This window comes from Enterococcus sp. DIV1298c, from assembly GCF_017316315.1.
GTDB classification, from domain to species: Bacteria; Bacillota; Bacilli; order Lactobacillales; family Enterococcaceae; genus Enterococcus_B; species Enterococcus_B mangumiae.
In genome coordinates, this window is record NZ_JAFLWG010000002.1 from 1 (window position 1) to 17,160 (window position 17,160).

Consider the following 17,160-nt stretch of genomic DNA (forward strand, 5'->3'; position numbering starts at 1 on the left):
ATGTTCATGAAGTCTTTTTTATTGGTTAGACAGAGTTGATTGATCTAAAAAACGATTAACCATATCTAATATTTGATAGAGATATCAGTTCCTGCAGTTTTTTGGAATAAGCTTCATCTAACGAGACGCCATCTTTTTTTATTGCATTCGCTATTTCTACATTCATACGGCTTAGTAGTAATGGCGCTGAAGCTCCTTCATTTTGTAGATTTCTTAGATTGGATTTTAGTACCACTCTAAGCGATTGGCTTTCCGAATTTACCTCTAAGTCATCGATTAATTCCGTTATTAACGCTTCTGCTTTTTTGCGTCGATCGTCTCCACCAGAAAACCAGCTTAGATTACTCATTTACTTATGCTCCTTATCTAGCTTTTCAAGGAAGAATATCGTGATTTTTGATACTTAAAATAAAGTGTTTCTAACAGAACTAATTCTTTTTGCTATTCCTTCTTGAACCAAGTAAATAGGCAATGGAGAAACCTATGAACATACCTAAAGTGAGCCACCATTTGAATGGTCTATCCAACAAATAAGCTAGCCCAAAGTTTAAGAGCAATGTTAAAAGAAAAGCGCAAAAAATCATTTTCCACTCTTTCATATGTCCTCCATTTTTATACTATAGGGTCAAGTTAGTTCAAGATAAGAAAAAATCACTTTCTTTTAAACGATATTTGTCGCTTTAATTCTCAACATTGCGAACATAGTCATCAAAATACTTGATCAAATCATTTTTGATTTTTTGATATTCTTCTTCGCTATACTCTTTGTCTTCTATTTTTCCTTGAAAAAATGGAATCTCTAATTCTTCACGTAATCGGTCTAATACTTCTTCTTTATTCATGTCAATACTCCTTAATCAAAATAAACGCAGACACACTCTGGTGCATAAATGTCTTTTTGGATCAATGTTAATTTTCCATTCTCAGCATCACGTTTGTACAAAGTAAGATTGTCTGTATTCTGATTCGCACATACCACGTAGTCATTCGCTGGATCTAATGCAAAATCTCTTGGGAAATCCCCTTCAGTTGAGATTGTTTGTACGTTTTCTAACTGTGAGCCATCTTCATTCACAGCGAATACGGCAATTGAATTATGTCCACGATTTGATGCGTAGACATAGCGTCCATCTTTGGAAATACGGATGGCAGCACCACCGTTTTCATCGGTGAATCCTTCAGGTAATGTACTGATTTTTTGTACCTCTTTGAATTCGCCAGTTTCTTCATCGTATGAAAGTACGCGGACTGTACTATCTAACTCACCAAATAAATAGGCGAATTGATTATTTGGATGGAAAACTAAATGACGCGGCCCTGTTCCCGGCTCTACTTCTAAGACTGCTTTCAAAGTCAATTTGCCATGTTCATCTACATCATACGTGTATACGCGGTCCGTTCCTAGATCACACACTGCCAATCGTTGATCAGGTGTTAAATCTGTGTAATGGACATGTGCATGATCTTGATTTTTGTGTGGGCCAGTCGGTTCTTGATGAAAGACTGCATCTGTCGCCTCTAAACTACCGTCTTCAGAGATACGATAAACATTGACTTCTCCTTTATGGTAATTTGCGCCATAAACAAGTTGACGTTTTTCATCAACTGTCACGTAACACAATGGGGCACCGGCTTCTGTTACCGCATTCAAAAAATTGTACGAATGATCATACGCACCTACGCCACCTAAGCCATCGACACTTGTTACCGTGTAAAGATTTCCTGCCACGCTTTTTGCTACATAAGTGGGGCTATTTTCTTTTGTCACTAATGTTAGATTTTCTAAAGTTCCTTTATCTGTATCTAATTCGATTTGATAAATGCCTTCACTTTTTCGTCTTGTGTATGTTCCTAGAATGATTTTTTTTAACATTTTGATCCTCCTCAAAATAAGAATTCTAATTTATTCTATCATACATCCATTCATGACGGTAATCAAAGAGAATATGTTATACTGTTTTTGTAGCGATAGAATCATTGATTTTTGTAGGAGTAAAGGAGAGAAATGAAATGACTCAAGCAACAATAACAGAAATAGGGACATCAGCAATCAACCCAGAAGAATCGATGCTGATTTTATTTGATCAGTCTGCAACCTCTGCGCTGCGTGACTATACGATCATTCAAGAATTTAGCACAAAAGAGAATTTTTCTCTTGAAACAAATGATCGGATTTCTTTTGATCATCAGGAATATACGATCGAACATGTTGGTCCGTTAGCCAATGAAAATCTAACAACGGTTGGCCACGTGACTTTGGTTTTTGAAGAACCGCCAAAAGGGGACAAAATCGTCAATGGGATCTACCTGTCCCCGTATCAATTGCCAGAAATCAATGTTGGCACAATAATCAATTATAAGCAGGTGAAATAAATGGCAGAGGACAAAAAGAGAAAAATCAAACCTGCCTCTTGGTTTTGGCGTTGGTTCTTAAACAATCAAGTAGTCACAGCTTTATTAGTTGTTCTTTTAGTCCTACTGATTGTTTTCCTATTCACCAAAGTTTCTTATCTTTTCGAACCAATTTGGCAGTTTCTAGCAATTGTAGGTTTACCGATCATTTTAGCGGGTATCCTATATTACCTGATGAATCCTGTGGTCGATTATTTGGAAAAGAAAAAGATCCCCAGACTTTATAGCATCATCGGACTATTTATACTCGTAGTCGCTTTGATCGTATGGGGAAGTGTCGTGATCATTCCTAAAATCCAGGAACAGACCGTCAGCTTTGTTAGCAATTTCCCACAATATGTTGAAACGATCGATGACAAGTTAACAGAGATCTTACGTGACCCACTATTCAATCAATTTCGAGAACAACTCGAAAAAACTGGCGATCAGTTTATGAATTCTGCCGGAGATATTTTACAGAATCTATCGAAAACGACTGTTCAAAGCTTAGGTAGCTTTGTTGGTGCAGTAGCAACGATCGTCGTTGCTGTCTTGACGATGCCGTTTATTTTGTTTTATCTGTTGAAAGATGGGAAACAATTAGCGCCTTACTTGGTGAAATTCTTGCCTACTCGGATGAGAGTACCAACTTTGAAAGTATTAGGTGAGATGAATGATCAGGTTTCTTCTTACATTCGTGGACAGTTGACTGTCGCTTTTGCGGTTGCAATCATGTTTATGATCGGATTTGCGATCATCGGCTTAGAATATGCTGTTACCTTAGGGATCATTGCTGGTTTCTTGAATTTGATTCCTTATCTCGGTTCATTCCTAGCCATGATACCTGCTGTCTTTTTAGCGATTGTCGCAGGTCCAGTCATGTTAGTCAAAGTACTGATCGTTTTTGCATTAGAACAAACGATTGAGGGCCGTTTGATTTCGCCGCTTGTACTAGGGAATCAGCTGTCGATCCATCCAGTGACGATTTTACTTGTCTTATTGACATCTGGAAAATTATTTGGTGTGATCGGGGTGATTTTAGGGATTCCTGTCTATGCCGCAGCGAAAGTATTGATTTCTCACATCTTTGAGTGGTACACCACGATTTCTTCTCTTTACGAAGAAAAACATCAAGAATAAATAAATCCGAGACGTTTGAGAATAGGAAACCTATTTTCAGTCGTCTCGGATTTTTGATTATTTCATTAATAGATTAGTCATTTTTTGGATAGCTGCTGAAATATCATCTGTTGCTTGGTCTTGTTTTGCTTCTGACGCATCAAATTGTGCTGTATCGATGCCTTTTTCCGGTTCGATACTTTGAGTCATCTCTTCACAACCAGCTACATAATTTTTGTACGCTTTTTCAAAGTTCTTATGGATACCCATCACTTTTGCTGGCGGACGCAATGTACTGATTTTCTTCAGCATCGTGCGATATTTTTCAGTGCCTTTTTCAAATAAATCGACAGTCTCAACTAACTCTTCTCGCGTGAGATCAGCTGTTTTGTTTTGATCGATTGCTTCTCTGATTTTTTCGTATTTAGGGTGCATCGTTTCGCCGATTGCTTCTGTTTCTTTGACGATTTTATCGACAGTCTGCACATAATAACCGAGATTCGGTAACATAGGTTCTCCTACTTTCTTCATTTTCTTTCTCTATTTTACCTGCTTTTTCTAGTAGAAAACAAGTCATTCTATAAATAAAATGTTATTTTTATCGTTTATTTCTCATAAAAACCTGTATCCAAACTATATTGTTCCCCTGAAACTAGATCATACTGGATCAAGCGATACGCCTCGTAGACTTCCTCTTGTGCCCGATTCAGCTGAGCTTCTTTTCCCCACTGGCCATTTTGAAAATACAGTTCGCGTTCAAATGCTGGGATGGCTGACTCCATTTCAAGTAATAATTGATAAAATCCAGTGGTCTTTAGATTCGTTTGTTCTAGTAGACTTGCTGCAAAATAAAATGGACTAGTGACTGCATCATTTATTTCTCGTTTCTCTAACTTACCAGCTGTATCAAACATTAAAAACTCTGTTTGATGTAACGCCTGCTTCTCATTTTTATTTTTGATCTCATCTGAATAGATCCCAGGTAAGTGATCGCCCCAAAACACGACCAATGTTCTCCTTGAAGTATCTTTCAGCGCTTCAGTGAATGCTTTCAACGCTTCACTACTATAAGCAATATCTTGCAAATAATTATTGAGGGTATCCGTTCCATTATTATCTTCTGTCGTAGCAGAAAAATCTAGTTGCGAATACTTGCCTGCATAAGGCATATGCGTCTGCATCGTGACTAGATGGATAAATTGCGGTGTTTCTTCATCTTTCAATAAATCCAAGATTTCTTTATAGGCAGATTCATCGGAAATATAAGGATTATTATCAATGGTATCCGTATAAGTCATATTCCTCTCACTGATAAATGAATCAAACCCTAATGTCTGATAGACATCTTCACGCTTATACATAGATGTATTGTACGGATGGATCGCCGTTGTTTGATAGTTCTGTGCATTGAGTGTCGACACAAGCGATGGTAATTGATCAAGCTTTGGAACGAGCATCGTATAAGGCGTGGTCATTTGACCATTGAATAATGCCATTGATAGACCTGTCAACGCTTCGAACTCAATATTCGCTGTTCCACCACCATAATTTTGAGAAAGCATCCGGCCACTATAGGTTTGATTCGCCACTTCACGATAGTCAGCTAACGGATCACCTGTCACTGTTACACCATTTAGATGACTTGGATCTGAAAAGCTTTCGCTCATCACATAAATAATATTTGGCTGCTCATCGCTTGCCGTTTGATTTTTTTCATCTGCTTTTGCTTGATATTTCTCAGTGATCTCTTTGATTTTTTCTTTTGAATAGCCTTCAGGTCTCTCCATTGGCTCGACTCTTAGATTATACAAAAAGCCACCAATAAATCCTGTATTATAATAATTCATTTTCTGACTGTATGGAATCCATAACGCCGTTTGATTGTAGGCTTTACGCAATAAATTATTTGGATTATTGAAATTACTGAAATAGCCCATCATTGCGACTGTCATGACTAAAGTTAACACACGGTAGATTTGGAATGTCCGGTCTTTTTTGAAACTACGGACAATTGCCCAAACTACACCACCAAAGGCGAGTGCCGCTACTAGCATCAACCCGATAAAAATCGGTGTTCCTGTCATGTCTTTTAATAAATTGAACTCTGTGATCATCTTGAGGTCATCTGGATAGATCGGTTCTTGACGATAGCTCATTTTCAAGTAATTCGCAAAACCTAAAATACCGATACTTACGAGATAAAAAAGCAGACCGAAAATATAAGAACCTGCAAAAGCGACCATAAATAAAAAGACCGTGAGTAACACGAAACAAGCAAGTAAGAATTTTTCTGTGTGCCAAGAAAAAGCAAATTTCAAGGCTAGATCAACAGAAAGATTATTCTGGCACCATTGCAAATATAAATTACTTAAAAGGATCACTAAGACTGTTACTACCCCAAGAGTAGTGATTCGTAGAATATTTTGTTGTTTGGTTGAAAGCTTATCTAAATATCTTTTCAAGAGAGCGCTCCTTCACTTTTTCTAAACTACTTTAACGCCTATTTTATTCTAGTCGCTCCTCAAATGAAAGTAAAGTTCAAAAAACAAACAATTTTTACTATCAATTTTATAAAAAAATAAATAGAAAACAAAAAAAATCGAACGCTGTCTTCGGCTTCTTCCAACACAAAGAATAAGCGGTAATAGTCCAAAATTTGAAGAACAAATTCGGCTATTACCGCTTATTTCTCGAAGTTGATCTCTTCTGTCACTTTGCTTGAAATGACGCGCGCACATCTGCCGCATATGCCACTGGTTCACCAAAAACCGGGAATCCTTCTGTATCCCATGAAAATACTTGTGCGTTGGCATGGCGATTCGGATTATTCAGTGGATCGATTCCTTCATTTTTTTCTGGTCGTGCGTGATAAACTAATACATCTTCCTGACCATCTTCTGAGAGAGTAAAGGAGTTATGTCCTGGTCCAAATTGTTTATTTTCCTCAGAAGAAACAAAGACCGGCTCAGGATGTTTATGCCACGAATAACCGTCTAATAAATCAGCTGACGCCTCTGCCCATAATAGCCCCATCGCATAATTTTCATCTGTGGCACTACCTGAGTAAGTGATGAATATCTTCCCATTACGAATCAATACGGCGGGGCCTTCATTAACTGAGAATCCTCGTTTCTCCCAAGGAAATTCTGGGATCGCTAACAGCAATTGTTTGCCAGTCAACGTCCAAGGATTCGCCATTTCTGATAAGTAGAGGTTGGAGTTCCCAGGAATCCGAGGATCTAATTGCGCCCACACATAATACAACTTCCCTTGATGTGTAAAAGTCGTCCCGTCTAAACTAAATGTGTCTGCGGCAGTAATGATTTGTCCTTTCACTTCCCAATCGGTATTCATAGGGTCAATTGAAGAGTTCTCAAGGACGAACATTCGATGGTGATGCTCTCGGTCACGTATCTCTGCATGATCACTCGCTGCAAAATAGATGTACCATTTTTCTTGGATATAGTGGATCTCCGGAGCCCAGATCAACTGGCTCATCGGTCCAGTTTCCGGCGCATGCCAAACCAGTAACGTTTCTGCTTCTTTCAAGCCATCGATCGTTTTCGCACGTCTCACTTCAATCGACTGGTAACCAGGTAAAGAACCCGTAAAATAATAGTATCCGTCCGTATGCTTGTAGATCCAAGGATCAGCTCTTTCAAGAACGATTGGATTCATATACATTGTTTTTTTCATAAAGGTCCCTCGCATTTTTTTAGTCTGATGACATTCCAAGAATATGCTTCAAGCACTACGTGGATCTTGGTCATTTCGTTTACAGCGATTTCTTGTTGCAATGGTTGAATCGTATCCGGTGCTTCTTTCGTATTTTTATCAAGCAGATCATTACTCTTTAAGACGAGTTGGACCGCCTTAGTTTCCAGATCAAAATCATGTGTTGTCGTGATCGTTACTTCCTCTTCTGTGCGATTCACTAAAAACAATACGATTTCATGTTCGTTTTCGACCACTACGCTGTCAATGATCGGAACCACTTGCCCATCCGCACACTCATAAGTAGGACAAACCATCTGTTGGTCTAATACTTCCCCTTTCGCATAGTTTGCCAAGTGCTGCATTACGTAGTACGTCGGATTCACCCAGGCACTGCCATTTTTTTCCGTTAAAATAAGCGGGATCGTATTGACTAGGAGGGATTGACAAGCAATTTTCACACGGCCAGCATGTCGCAAAATCGCAAGGCCCAACGTTCCAAATAATAAGGTATCTTCCATTGTGAAATGGCACCAATCGATCGGTGAGCCTACTTGAAATTTTTGATGGACTTGGTCTGGTTGGCTATGGACATTCCATTCATCAAAAGCTAAGTACATTGTCTTATCGCTACGCAAATAGCCTTTGACGTAATCACATGTCGCAATGATTTCTTCAATCTGTCGATCAAATCGCTCGGCTTTCGCTAAGTATACCTTCGTATCCGCTCGTTCGTTTTTCGGTGGCTTCGTCAAATCGTCTTCGTCATATTTATCGATGTAATTGTGTAAAGCAATATAGTCCACATTTTCATAGGCTTCTTCTAAAGCAATTCGGTCCCATTCAGGATAAGAGGCTAAACGCGGTGTTGAACTGCCCACTAGGATCGTTTCGATGGATTCATCCACTAATTTCATCGCTTTGGCAGCTTCATTAGCTAGGCGACCATACTCATACGCACTTTTTGCGCCAATTTGCCACGGCCCGTCTAGTTCATTCCCTAAACACCAAAGCTTCACATCAAAAGGCTTCTGCTGCCCATTTTTTTGCCGTAACTCACTCCACGAGGTACCTTCAGGAAAATTACAATACTCTACTAGATTACGCGCATCATCGATCCCTTTTGTCCCTAGATTCACTGTCATGATCGGCTCCGCTTCTACCATGTCTAACCATTGGAAAAATTCATGTAGCCCGAATGTATTCGGTTCGATCCCTTGCCATGCAAGATCGATTTTTTTTGGACGATCACTGATTGGTCCGATCGTATCTTGCCAATCATAGCCTGACGTGAAGTTTCCTCCAGGATAACGGATCACACCTAAAGACAGCTCTTTCACATAAGAAAGTACATCTTGTCTAAATCCATTCGCATCAGCGGTTGGATGATCTGGTTCATAGATCCCGTTATAGACCACACTTCCCATATGTTCGACAAATGAACCGAAAAGTCTTGGACTGATCGTCCCTTTAGAGAAACCTTTCCGCACGTCTATCTCTACTTTTTTCATTGCCACACTCCTTTTCTCTTCCTACTCCCCATCAACTGATCGATCAACCACCAAACCCCACCGGCTAACACAAAAATAATCGGGGGAAACATAAAAACAAGTACCATAAAAACCAACAACACCCCACAACAAAGCAGATTTCTCAAAAAGTTGAACAATACCCATAACGTACTTTCCTGAAAGAGCTGCTTCAAAGAAATCGTTTCATCTTTTGCCAGACGATAGCTCCATGAAAGCAAGAACATCGTAAAGACCATCGTTGCCATGTAACCACTAATCACTAAAAGCACATCAGATTCTTGGAACATACGATTGATCGAGAAAAAAATGATGATCGTTAAAGCGCTCATCAATGTTTGGAGAATAAACTTTCTTTTGAAACCTTGTAAAAACGAATAGCAAACCTGACCGGATTCCCCAGATTTCCATTTATCCAACGTCGTAAACACTCCTGTAGTAGCAGATACCACTGTGACCAAAGGTAAAGAAACGACTACCCACAAAATACCTAATAAGATATGATCGGAAATTTGGATCAATTGACCATACCACTTTGTTTCGACTAATTTCATTTTCTCACTCTTTCATGCCAGACATAGCAGTTCCTTGTACAAAGTATTTTTGAGCAAAAACATAAATAATCAATAACGGTAACATCGAAATCACTGTTCCAGCCATTACTGGTCCATAAAACGAGATGTTTTGTCCCGTGAATAACGCCAATCCCGCAGGCAACGTCCGCATTCTCGAACTTGTTGTCAAGATCAATGGGTAAAGTAAGTCATTCCAACTGTTCATCAGCGTGAAAATCGCCAATGACAACAGTGTCGGCTTACTCAACGGCAACATGATCTTCAAGAAAATCTTGAACTCACTCAAACCATCGATACGTGCGGCCTCTTCCAATGAATCAGGTAAGGTCACAAAGAACGACCGCATCATAAATATCCCAAAAGCAGTAGTCATCCGAGGAATGATCAATCCGGCATACGTGTCTAACATGCCTAGAAAATTCGCTTGGATAAACAGTGGGATCATGAAGACTTGAAAAGGGATCATCATCGTTAACAAAACAAAGTAAAACAACACCGATTTCCCTTTGAAACGCATTCGTGCAAACGCATATCCTGCGAGAGAATCAAAGAACACAGAAGTGATCACTGTCCCACCTGCAAAAATTACGGTGTTTTTGATATAGTCCAATAACGGAATCGTCGTCCAGACCTTGATATAATTGTCAAACGTATATTCATCTGCAAAAATTCTCGGGGGAAATGAAATGATGTCTTTTTCATACTTGAACGAGGAAATGATCAACCATAAAAAAGGAAATGCAATAATCAACAATACAAGCAACATTCCCACGACACGTAGCCATTTCTTCCCATCGAACTTTTTCCGTCGATTCGCTTCAACTGCTGTATAACTTTCCGAAAGCATCTTGTTTCCCCCTATTTCATTTGTTTTTCTTTTCTGCCCATGTACAAGTTTGTCGAAATGGCGATCGCCGCAACGATGACAAACAATACGGAAGATAATGCGGACGCATAGCCCAATTCATACGGTGCAGTAAAACCTCGACTATAAATATATTGGACAGCTGTTTCCGTTTTGAACTGTGGACCACCGTTCGTCGCCACATAGACTTGGTCAAATACTTGCATGGAACCAATCAGATTAGTCAATATACAAAAACCAAGGGATGGAACGATCTGCGGTAATGTGATATTAAAGAATTGTTGACGATTCGTTGCGCCATCCATTTGAGCCGATTCGTAAAGCGAAGGTGAAATCCCTTGAATTGCAGTAATCAAGATCGTCATGGTGACCCCGAAATTTTTCCAAACTGTCATAAGCGCCACCGTTGGCATCGCTAAGGTTGGGTCACGGAAAAATTGCGGAATCGGCAAACCTACTTGTGAAAAGAGATAAGGAATCGCTCCAACGTTTGGATCAAGCAACATCGAAAAGATGATCGCAATAGAAGTGAGCGAGCAAATCACAGGAATATAAAATGTTGACCGACAAAAACGATTGAAACGGGTATTTTTCGACAAAATAACCGCTGCTAATAAGCCAACGATAATCTGTGTAGGAGTTTCAAGTAAGGTAAAATACAACGTATGCAAAAGTGAATTGACTGCACGTTCATCCTCAAAGATCCGTAAAAAATTACTCATGCCTACAAACTCTCTGGAAGTAAAAAAGATGTTCAAATCAGTAAAACTGATTGCGAATGTACCAATCAGTGGTACTACTGTGAATAACAATAGAATCAAAAAGGATGGCACTAAAAATAAATACGCCGCTCGATCCGGTCGGTTCCAATATCTGGATAATGCTTTCATTTTCGTCTATTCCCCGTTGCCAAAAATCTATAAATATTTCTAACCAACTATAAAAGTTGTCAGATCAATGTTTATTTCCTGTTTCTCTGTGTCCGATTTTGCCATGTTCTCGCTACTCTCGTTTGATGTAACACTCCACAGGCGTCAATTCGGATACAACGAATCCTATCATTCTACGATTTTAATTTGATTAAAAACATGTAGATCAAGCACGATAACTCGCTAAGTTCAGACTGGTATTGTCATCCAATGTTTCTACAACGATTTTTGATCGTTTGGTTTTCACGATTTTTGTCGTTGATGGCTGGCTGTGGTTCTGACGAAGATTTGCTAGTTTTCGATGTATCTGTCGATTTTTTTAATTTATAGATGTTACAAGTTTGACAAATCGGTTTCCCTCCTTATTCATCTTGTATTTTTGAGAAGTTTTGCGTTGTAACCACGCAAAAGCGCTCAATTTGCTTATTTGTTTCTATTTAGTCAATGCTTTTGTAGATGCTGCCATTCGATAGAACTGCTCTAGCTTTGATATTAGGATAGTTTACCAGCGAAAGAAATTCGTAAATTGGTATATTCATTTTCATTGGAAATTCTTCAACGAAATCGAGTGCTACTTTTCCCTCTCAAAACTAAAATACGCATATTTAAAAGATTACCCACTAATTTTATAGGTATTTATAGATTTAAATTAGCTATTGTAGCCCCTCTTTTTTATTTGAATGATTTCCTAAATAAACATCTCTAGCTATAAAACCCAGAAAAAAACATAGGAAATGTGTTCTATATGAAACAAGGCGAAAGCGATAAAAACTGCTTTCCATTTTAATCTCTTCCGCCTTATTTACTACGAGGTCATTTCTGTTCTCTTCGTCGATTCGATGCCATGGGAAGTTGTTCCTCGATCATTCTTTCAATAAGTCATTGATCTTATCATCTGCATCATTCATCAATTTCTCTGGATCTTCACCCGCCAATAATTTTTCGATCAACGGATTGATGATATCATTATTGATCGCTGCAATCTTCGTGAATCCTGGGAGGAAAGGTTCAGCATATTCCATTTGTTTCGATAGTTCCGAAACGATAGGATCATTCTTCACTTCTTCATCTTCTGCAACAGAGGATAGATATGCAGGGAAGCCATTTTCAATGCTCCATTTTTTGCCGATTTCACTTGTATTCCAATATTTTAGGAATTCGTAAATCGCCTCTTTTTTATTGCTATCTGTACTTGCTGGAATTGCATAACCCACACCATCTAAAATCGCGGTTTTCTCACCGTCAGCACTAGCTTGTGGCAAGGTCGTCACTCCATAATCGATCTCATTGGCTTTCAAGCCATTATTCAACCACGGTCCATTGATGATAATCGACAACTGCCCAGCATTCATCAAATTATCCATTTCTGCTCCTGAAATCGATTCTGGCCCTGCTTTATCAACGTGGATCATTTTTTGGATTGCTTTTAATGTTTCTAAGTTTTCTGGTGAAGCAAACTCAGATTTTGTATAATCATCGCTGACAAGTTTTCCACCATTTGCCAACATCCAGTTGTAAAGAGGAGCAGTACCATCTTTGTTGAAAACAAAACCTGAAACATTTTTACTACTATCTGTTAGTTGTGGTGCCATTTCTGTCAATTCTGTCCAAGTCGTTGGTGGTGTCGTTTCATCCATACCTGCTTGTTTAAATAGCTCTTTGTTCCAATACATGTACATCCCTTGTACCTGCATCGGGATGAAGTATTGTTGCTCATCGACCGTCCCTAGATCAATGGCGGTGTCTTGAAAGTCTCCTTTATCCACCCCTTCATATTCCCAGAAATCATCAATAGGTTGCACCGCACCATTTTCAACGTATTGCGCAAAATCAGCGTAATTCAGTGCGACAAAATCTGGCGCTTTTCTTGAAGAAATAGCCGTTGGCAATTTTTCATTCAAGTTCGCCCAAGTCATCACGTCCATCTCGATCTTGATATTTTTGTCATTACTTTCATTAAAATCGTTAACGATCTCTTGCAAGATCTCCCCATCAGAAGCAGTAAACCCATTCCAAAAAGTCAAGGTGACATCTCCTTCTTCGTTACTTTGAGATGAAGCACCGCCACCACAAGCACCTAATATTCCAGTCGCAGCTAACAATAATGAACCAATAATGAATTTTTTTCCTCGCATGTTGAATTTCCTCCTTAATTTTTCGGGGTCAAGCTTGTTCGGATCACATTCCATGATAACGGTTTCAATAAACAGTGAAGCTGATTTTCTTTTCGTTCATACGCCTGAGAGGATACTGGTTTGATTTGCTCATTTCCAGCTTGATTGACCGCTTTGATCTCGTACCCACTCATCTCTGAAAAGTCGATAACTTCCGCAATCTCTAAGTCAGGAAGATGTAGATCCAAGTGCATCTCCTCTTCTCCACGATTCACCGCAAAGATCACCAACTCATTTTTTTCCTCATTGATCACCGCAATGCTTTCTAAATATGGGACTGCGACAAATTCACTTGTCGCATACGTATCTACAGTGATTTCAGGTCGTAAAGCCACGCCTTGCCCTAATGTAGCAACTTGCATAAATGGATAATAGATCGTTTGTCGCCAAGTTTCACCATCTTCTTCTGTCATGATGGGTGCAATCACGTTGACAAGCTGTGCCAGGCAAGCAATTTTCACCCGATCGGCATGCTTCAATAAGGTGATCAACAAGCAGCCTAACACCAAGGCATCTTCAAAATTATAGTGGTCTTCTAACAATGGCGGAGCAACTTGCCATGGCTTGACTGTTAAATCATGTTCCGCAGAATGGTACCAAATATTCCATTCATCAAAGGATAGATTGATTTGTTTCTTGCTGTGTTTTTTCGCTTTTATCGCATCGCACATTGCGACAACGCCTGAAATAAATTGATCCATATCCAGTGAACGAGCTAAGTAGTTTCCAAGATCATCTGTAGGGTTGCCATAATATTGATGCAATGACAGATAATCGATTTGGTCATAGGCTTGATCAAGGACTGTTAATTCCCACTCGCCAAATGTTGGCATTTGACTATTGGAACTGCCACATAAAACCACTTCGATCGACTCATCAACAAGTTTCATGGCTTTCGCCGTTTCTTCTGCCAACCTTCCATACTCTTTTGCTGTCTTATGACCGATTTGCCAAGGCCCATCCATTTCATTTCCTAAACACCAAGTCTTGATCGCAAACGGTTCGATTTGCCCATTCGTTTTTCTTTTCTCACTCCAATAAGTACCACCGGGATAATTGCAATATTCGACTAGATTTCTTGCCGCATCTAAACCACGAGTCCCAAGATTGACCGCCATATTGATCTCTGCACCCACTTCTTGACACCATGCAGCAAATTCATGTACACCGACTTGGTTCGTTTCTAAGGAACGCCATGCAAGGTCTAATCTTTTCGGTCGCCCCTCTACAGGTCCCACACTGTCTTCCCAATTGAAGCCAGAAACAAAATTCCCACCCGGGTAACGAATCAGTGGTACAGATAATTCTTTGACTAGCTCCATGACATCTTGGCGAAATCCTTGGTCATTTGCAGTAGGATGATCCGGTTGATAGATCCCCCCATATACTGCACGTCCCATATGTTCAATAAACGAGCCATACAAACGACGATCGATTTCCCCTATCTTTTGCCCACGACTAACTGACATTACAGCATCCATATATTCCCCTCCTTTAATTCATAAGTGAATCATATCTTTCTTTGAAAGCGTTGTCAATAATAATATTGTTAAATATAAAATTATTATTGTATAATAATTAATAGATTTATTAATCATAAATATCCATATTATATTTAACTGCTATAAATTAATATTTATGTTAATATAAAACTAAATAAAAAACCTAAGTACGAGGTGTAAACCATGCAACTACAAATCAACGAAGAATCGTTACCTGTCTATGAAGCATTAGCTAGTAAAACAAGGATAAAAATCATCCAGCTACTTTCAAAGAATAAAATGAATATCAAAGAGCTCGCCCAAGCACTCGGAATCAGTAGTGCCATTACGACGATGCATGTAAAAAAACTTGAGGAAGCGAACATCATCAAATCTGAGAAAATCGGCCAAAAAAAAATCTCCAGCTTACGTGTCGATAAAATCAACATCACGTTCCCAGAAAAAATCTTCAATGCGTTTGACACAAAAGAAACATCGATTCCTATTGGTCATTACACTCGCTATTCAATCGAGCCGACATGCGGTCTGGCAACGATCCATGATTTTATTGGCAAAGTCGATGAACCACGTTACTTTGCTGATCCCCGTCGCATGGATGCACGGATCTTATGGTTTACAAGCGGGTTCGTAGAATATCAAACTCCGAATTTTTTGAACGAAGAAGATACTTTGGAAATGTTAGAATTATCTGTTGAACTTTCTTCTGAATTTCCATTTTCCAATGACAATTGGCCATCTGATATCACATTTAGCTTAAACGGTGTGGAACTAGGTAACTGGACAAGTCCGGGAGATTTCGCAGACATTCGCGGAAAACACACACCTGACTGGTATCCAGATAACTTAAATCAGTATGGATTATTGAAAACGATCCGCATCACCAAACATTTGACCAATATCAACGGTGAACCTTTATCTGAAATCACAATCAATGACATCCCAAGAAACGAAGATATCTGGACTTTCCGCATTGAAGTCAAAGAAGACGCAAAAAACGTCGGCGGGTGCACCTTATTTGGCAAAGGCTTCGGCAACTACGACCAAGATATAAAGATGAAGGTGTATTATAGTTGAGGTTGTGAAAAAAGCGTTTTAACCTGAGCAGTAAGATGGAAAATCAGAAAATAGCTTTCCATATTTTTTGATTTTTCATCTTAATGTTGAAGGTCAGCTTTTTGAACACCGTTTATCTAGGTTGTGAGAAAGCCGTTCAACTCCGAATAGTAAGGCGGAACGTGGGAAAATAGCTTCTCATATTTTTTCACGTTTCGACTTACTATTGAAGGAGTTGGCTTTCGAACACCGTTTATCATAGGTTGTGAAAGAAGCGTTCAGCACTGAGTAATAAGACAGAACCATCGAAAATGGCTTTCTCATTTTTGATGGTTTTGGCTTATTATTGAAGTGCTGCTTCTTGAACACCGTTTATCTAGGTTGTGAGAAAAGCGTTTTAACCTAATCAATTTCAAAAACAAAAAGAAACCGTGATTCCCTTATTCAACAAAGGATTCACGGTTTCTTTGATTATTTCGTTTTATTTCCAAAAATCATCAAAAATCGAAATTGGTAAATGACGTTTATGTTGTGTTTTATTCCACCATTGTTCGATCTTTTGTTGCGCATCTGTTGGAATTTCTTTTCCTTCCAAATAGTCGTCGATTTCATCATAAGTGACGCCTAATGCGACTTCATCCGCAACCATTGGCTTGCCGTCTTCTAGGTCAGCCGTTGGGATTTTTGTGTATAAATGTTCTGGTGCATTCAAGACTTTCAATAGCGCTTTGCCTTGGCGTTTATTCAAACGGAACAACGGAAGGATATCTGCTCCGCCATCCCCATATTTTGTAAAGAACCCAGTAATGTTTTCAGCTGCATGGTCGGTACCGATCACAGCCCCTGCACGTTGTCCAGCAACCGCATATTGGGTGATCATACGTTGACGTGCTTTGATGTTTCCTTTATTGAAATCACTGATTTCCACACCTGCTTCAGTCAATGCTTGTGTTTGTGCATCAACTGCAGGTTTGATATTTACACGTAATTGGACGTCTGGTTGGATAAATTCTAACGCAGCTTTCGCATCTTCTTCATCCGCCTGTTCGCCATATGGCAACCGTACAGCGATGAATTGGTAACTGTCATCTTTCGTTTCTTCTCGCATTTCTTCCATCGCCAATTGCGCTAAACGTCCAGCTAAAGTAGAGTCTTGTCCGCCACTGATCCCTAATACTAACGTTTTTAAGAAGGGATTTTTCTTCAAATATTCTTTCATAAAATCGATACTGACACGAATTTCATTTTGAGGATCGATGACCGATTTCACGCCTAGTTCTTCAATGATTGCTTGTTGTAAATGATTCAT

Annotated in this window: 16 protein-coding genes; 3 read left to right on the forward strand and 13 right to left on the reverse strand. The window is 39.2% G+C overall.

From position 1 onward, the window contains the following. Positions 1-55: 55 nt before the first annotated feature. The 3 genes from JZO83_RS00170 to JZO83_RS00180 all read right to left on the reverse strand — a co-directional run bounded on the left by JZO83_RS00170 (position 56) and on the right by JZO83_RS00180 (position 1,873). Complete coding sequence (locus tag JZO83_RS00170) at positions 56-349, reverse strand: bacteriocin immunity protein (protein ID WP_206856861.1); 294 nt, start codon at positions 347-349, stop codon at positions 56-58. A 331-nt stretch (positions 350-680) separates the two neighbouring features. After that, complete coding sequence (locus JZO83_RS00175; protein ID WP_206856863.1) at positions 681-842, reverse strand: hypothetical protein; 162 nt, start codon at positions 840-842, stop codon at positions 681-683. Positions 843-853: 11 nt separating this feature from the next. After that, positions 854-1,873, reverse strand: a complete 1,020-nt coding sequence (locus tag JZO83_RS00180; protein WP_207114700.1) for a lactonase family protein — start codon at positions 1,871-1,873, stop codon at positions 854-856. Positions 1,874-2,010: 137 nt separating this feature from the next. Between JZO83_RS00180 and JZO83_RS00185 the strand changes: the two genes are divergently transcribed. Next, positions 2,011-2,373: a PTS glucitol/sorbitol transporter subunit IIA gene (locus JZO83_RS00185; RefSeq protein WP_206856866.1), complete on the forward strand. Its 363-nt coding sequence runs from the start codon at positions 2,011-2,013 to the stop codon at positions 2,371-2,373. Then, complete coding sequence (locus JZO83_RS00190) at positions 2,374-3,531, forward strand: AI-2E family transporter (protein ID WP_207114701.1); 1,158 nt, start codon at positions 2,374-2,376, stop codon at positions 3,529-3,531. Between the two features lie 57 nt (positions 3,532-3,588). Here JZO83_RS00190 and JZO83_RS00195 read toward each other — a convergent pair whose 3' ends face one another. The 9 genes from JZO83_RS00195 to JZO83_RS00235 all read right to left on the reverse strand — a co-directional run bounded on the left by JZO83_RS00195 (position 3,589) and on the right by JZO83_RS00235 (position 14,777). After that, entirely contained in the window at positions 3,589-4,020 is a 432-nt protein-coding gene (locus tag JZO83_RS00195) for a hypothetical protein (protein WP_207114729.1), read from the reverse strand. Positions 4,021-4,115: 95 nt separating this feature from the next. Further along, positions 4,116-5,972 (reverse strand): sulfatase-like hydrolase/transferase, encoded by a 1,857-nt coding sequence (locus tag JZO83_RS00200; RefSeq protein ID WP_207114702.1) that lies wholly within the window; start codon positions 5,970-5,972, stop codon positions 4,116-4,118. A 247-nt stretch (positions 5,973-6,219) separates the two neighbouring features. Beyond that, positions 6,220-7,206: a glycoside hydrolase family 43 protein gene (locus JZO83_RS00205; RefSeq protein WP_207114703.1), complete on the reverse strand. Its 987-nt coding sequence runs from the start codon at positions 7,204-7,206 to the stop codon at positions 6,220-6,222. Beyond that, positions 7,203-8,735: an alpha-L-arabinofuranosidase C-terminal domain-containing protein gene (locus JZO83_RS00210; RefSeq protein WP_207114704.1), complete on the reverse strand. Its 1,533-nt coding sequence runs from the start codon at positions 8,733-8,735 to the stop codon at positions 7,203-7,205. The genes JZO83_RS00205 and JZO83_RS00210 overlap by 4 nt, the downstream gene beginning before the upstream one ends. After that, a complete protein-coding gene (locus tag JZO83_RS00215) occupies positions 8,732-9,307 on the reverse strand; it encodes a DUF624 domain-containing protein (RefSeq protein WP_207114705.1) in 576 nt (191 codons plus the stop codon). Before JZO83_RS00215 ends, JZO83_RS00210 begins: the two co-directional genes overlap by 4 nt. Before the next feature lie 4 nt (positions 9,308-9,311). Beyond that, on the reverse strand, positions 9,312-10,175 hold the full coding sequence (locus JZO83_RS00220; protein ID WP_206856872.1) for a carbohydrate ABC transporter permease: 864 nt from the start codon (positions 10,173-10,175) through the stop codon (positions 9,312-9,314). A gap of 11 nt (positions 10,176-10,186) precedes the next feature. Beyond that, complete coding sequence (locus tag JZO83_RS00225) at positions 10,187-11,083, reverse strand: sugar ABC transporter permease (protein WP_206856873.1); 897 nt, start codon at positions 11,081-11,083, stop codon at positions 10,187-10,189. Positions 11,084-11,985: 902 nt separating this feature from the next. Then, positions 11,986-13,257, reverse strand: a complete 1,272-nt coding sequence (locus tag JZO83_RS00230; protein WP_206856875.1) for an ABC transporter substrate-binding protein — start codon at positions 13,255-13,257, stop codon at positions 11,986-11,988. Positions 13,258-13,271: 14 nt separating this feature from the next. After that, positions 13,272-14,777, reverse strand: coding sequence for an alpha-N-arabinofuranosidase (locus JZO83_RS00235; RefSeq protein WP_207114706.1), 1,506 nt, complete (start codon positions 14,775-14,777; stop codon positions 13,272-13,274). 204 nt (positions 14,778-14,981) lie between these two features. Between JZO83_RS00235 and JZO83_RS00240 the strand changes: the two genes are divergently transcribed. Continuing rightward, a complete protein-coding gene (locus JZO83_RS00240) occupies positions 14,982-15,872 on the forward strand; it encodes an ArsR family transcriptional regulator (RefSeq protein ID WP_207114707.1) in 891 nt (296 codons plus the stop codon). Positions 15,873-16,332: 460 nt separating this feature from the next. Here the strand turns inward: JZO83_RS00240 and nadE are convergent, their stop codons facing one another. Then, positions 16,333-17,160 (reverse strand): ammonia-dependent NAD(+) synthetase, encoded by an 828-nt coding sequence (nadE, locus tag JZO83_RS00245; protein WP_206856883.1) that lies wholly within the window; start codon positions 17,158-17,160, stop codon positions 16,333-16,335.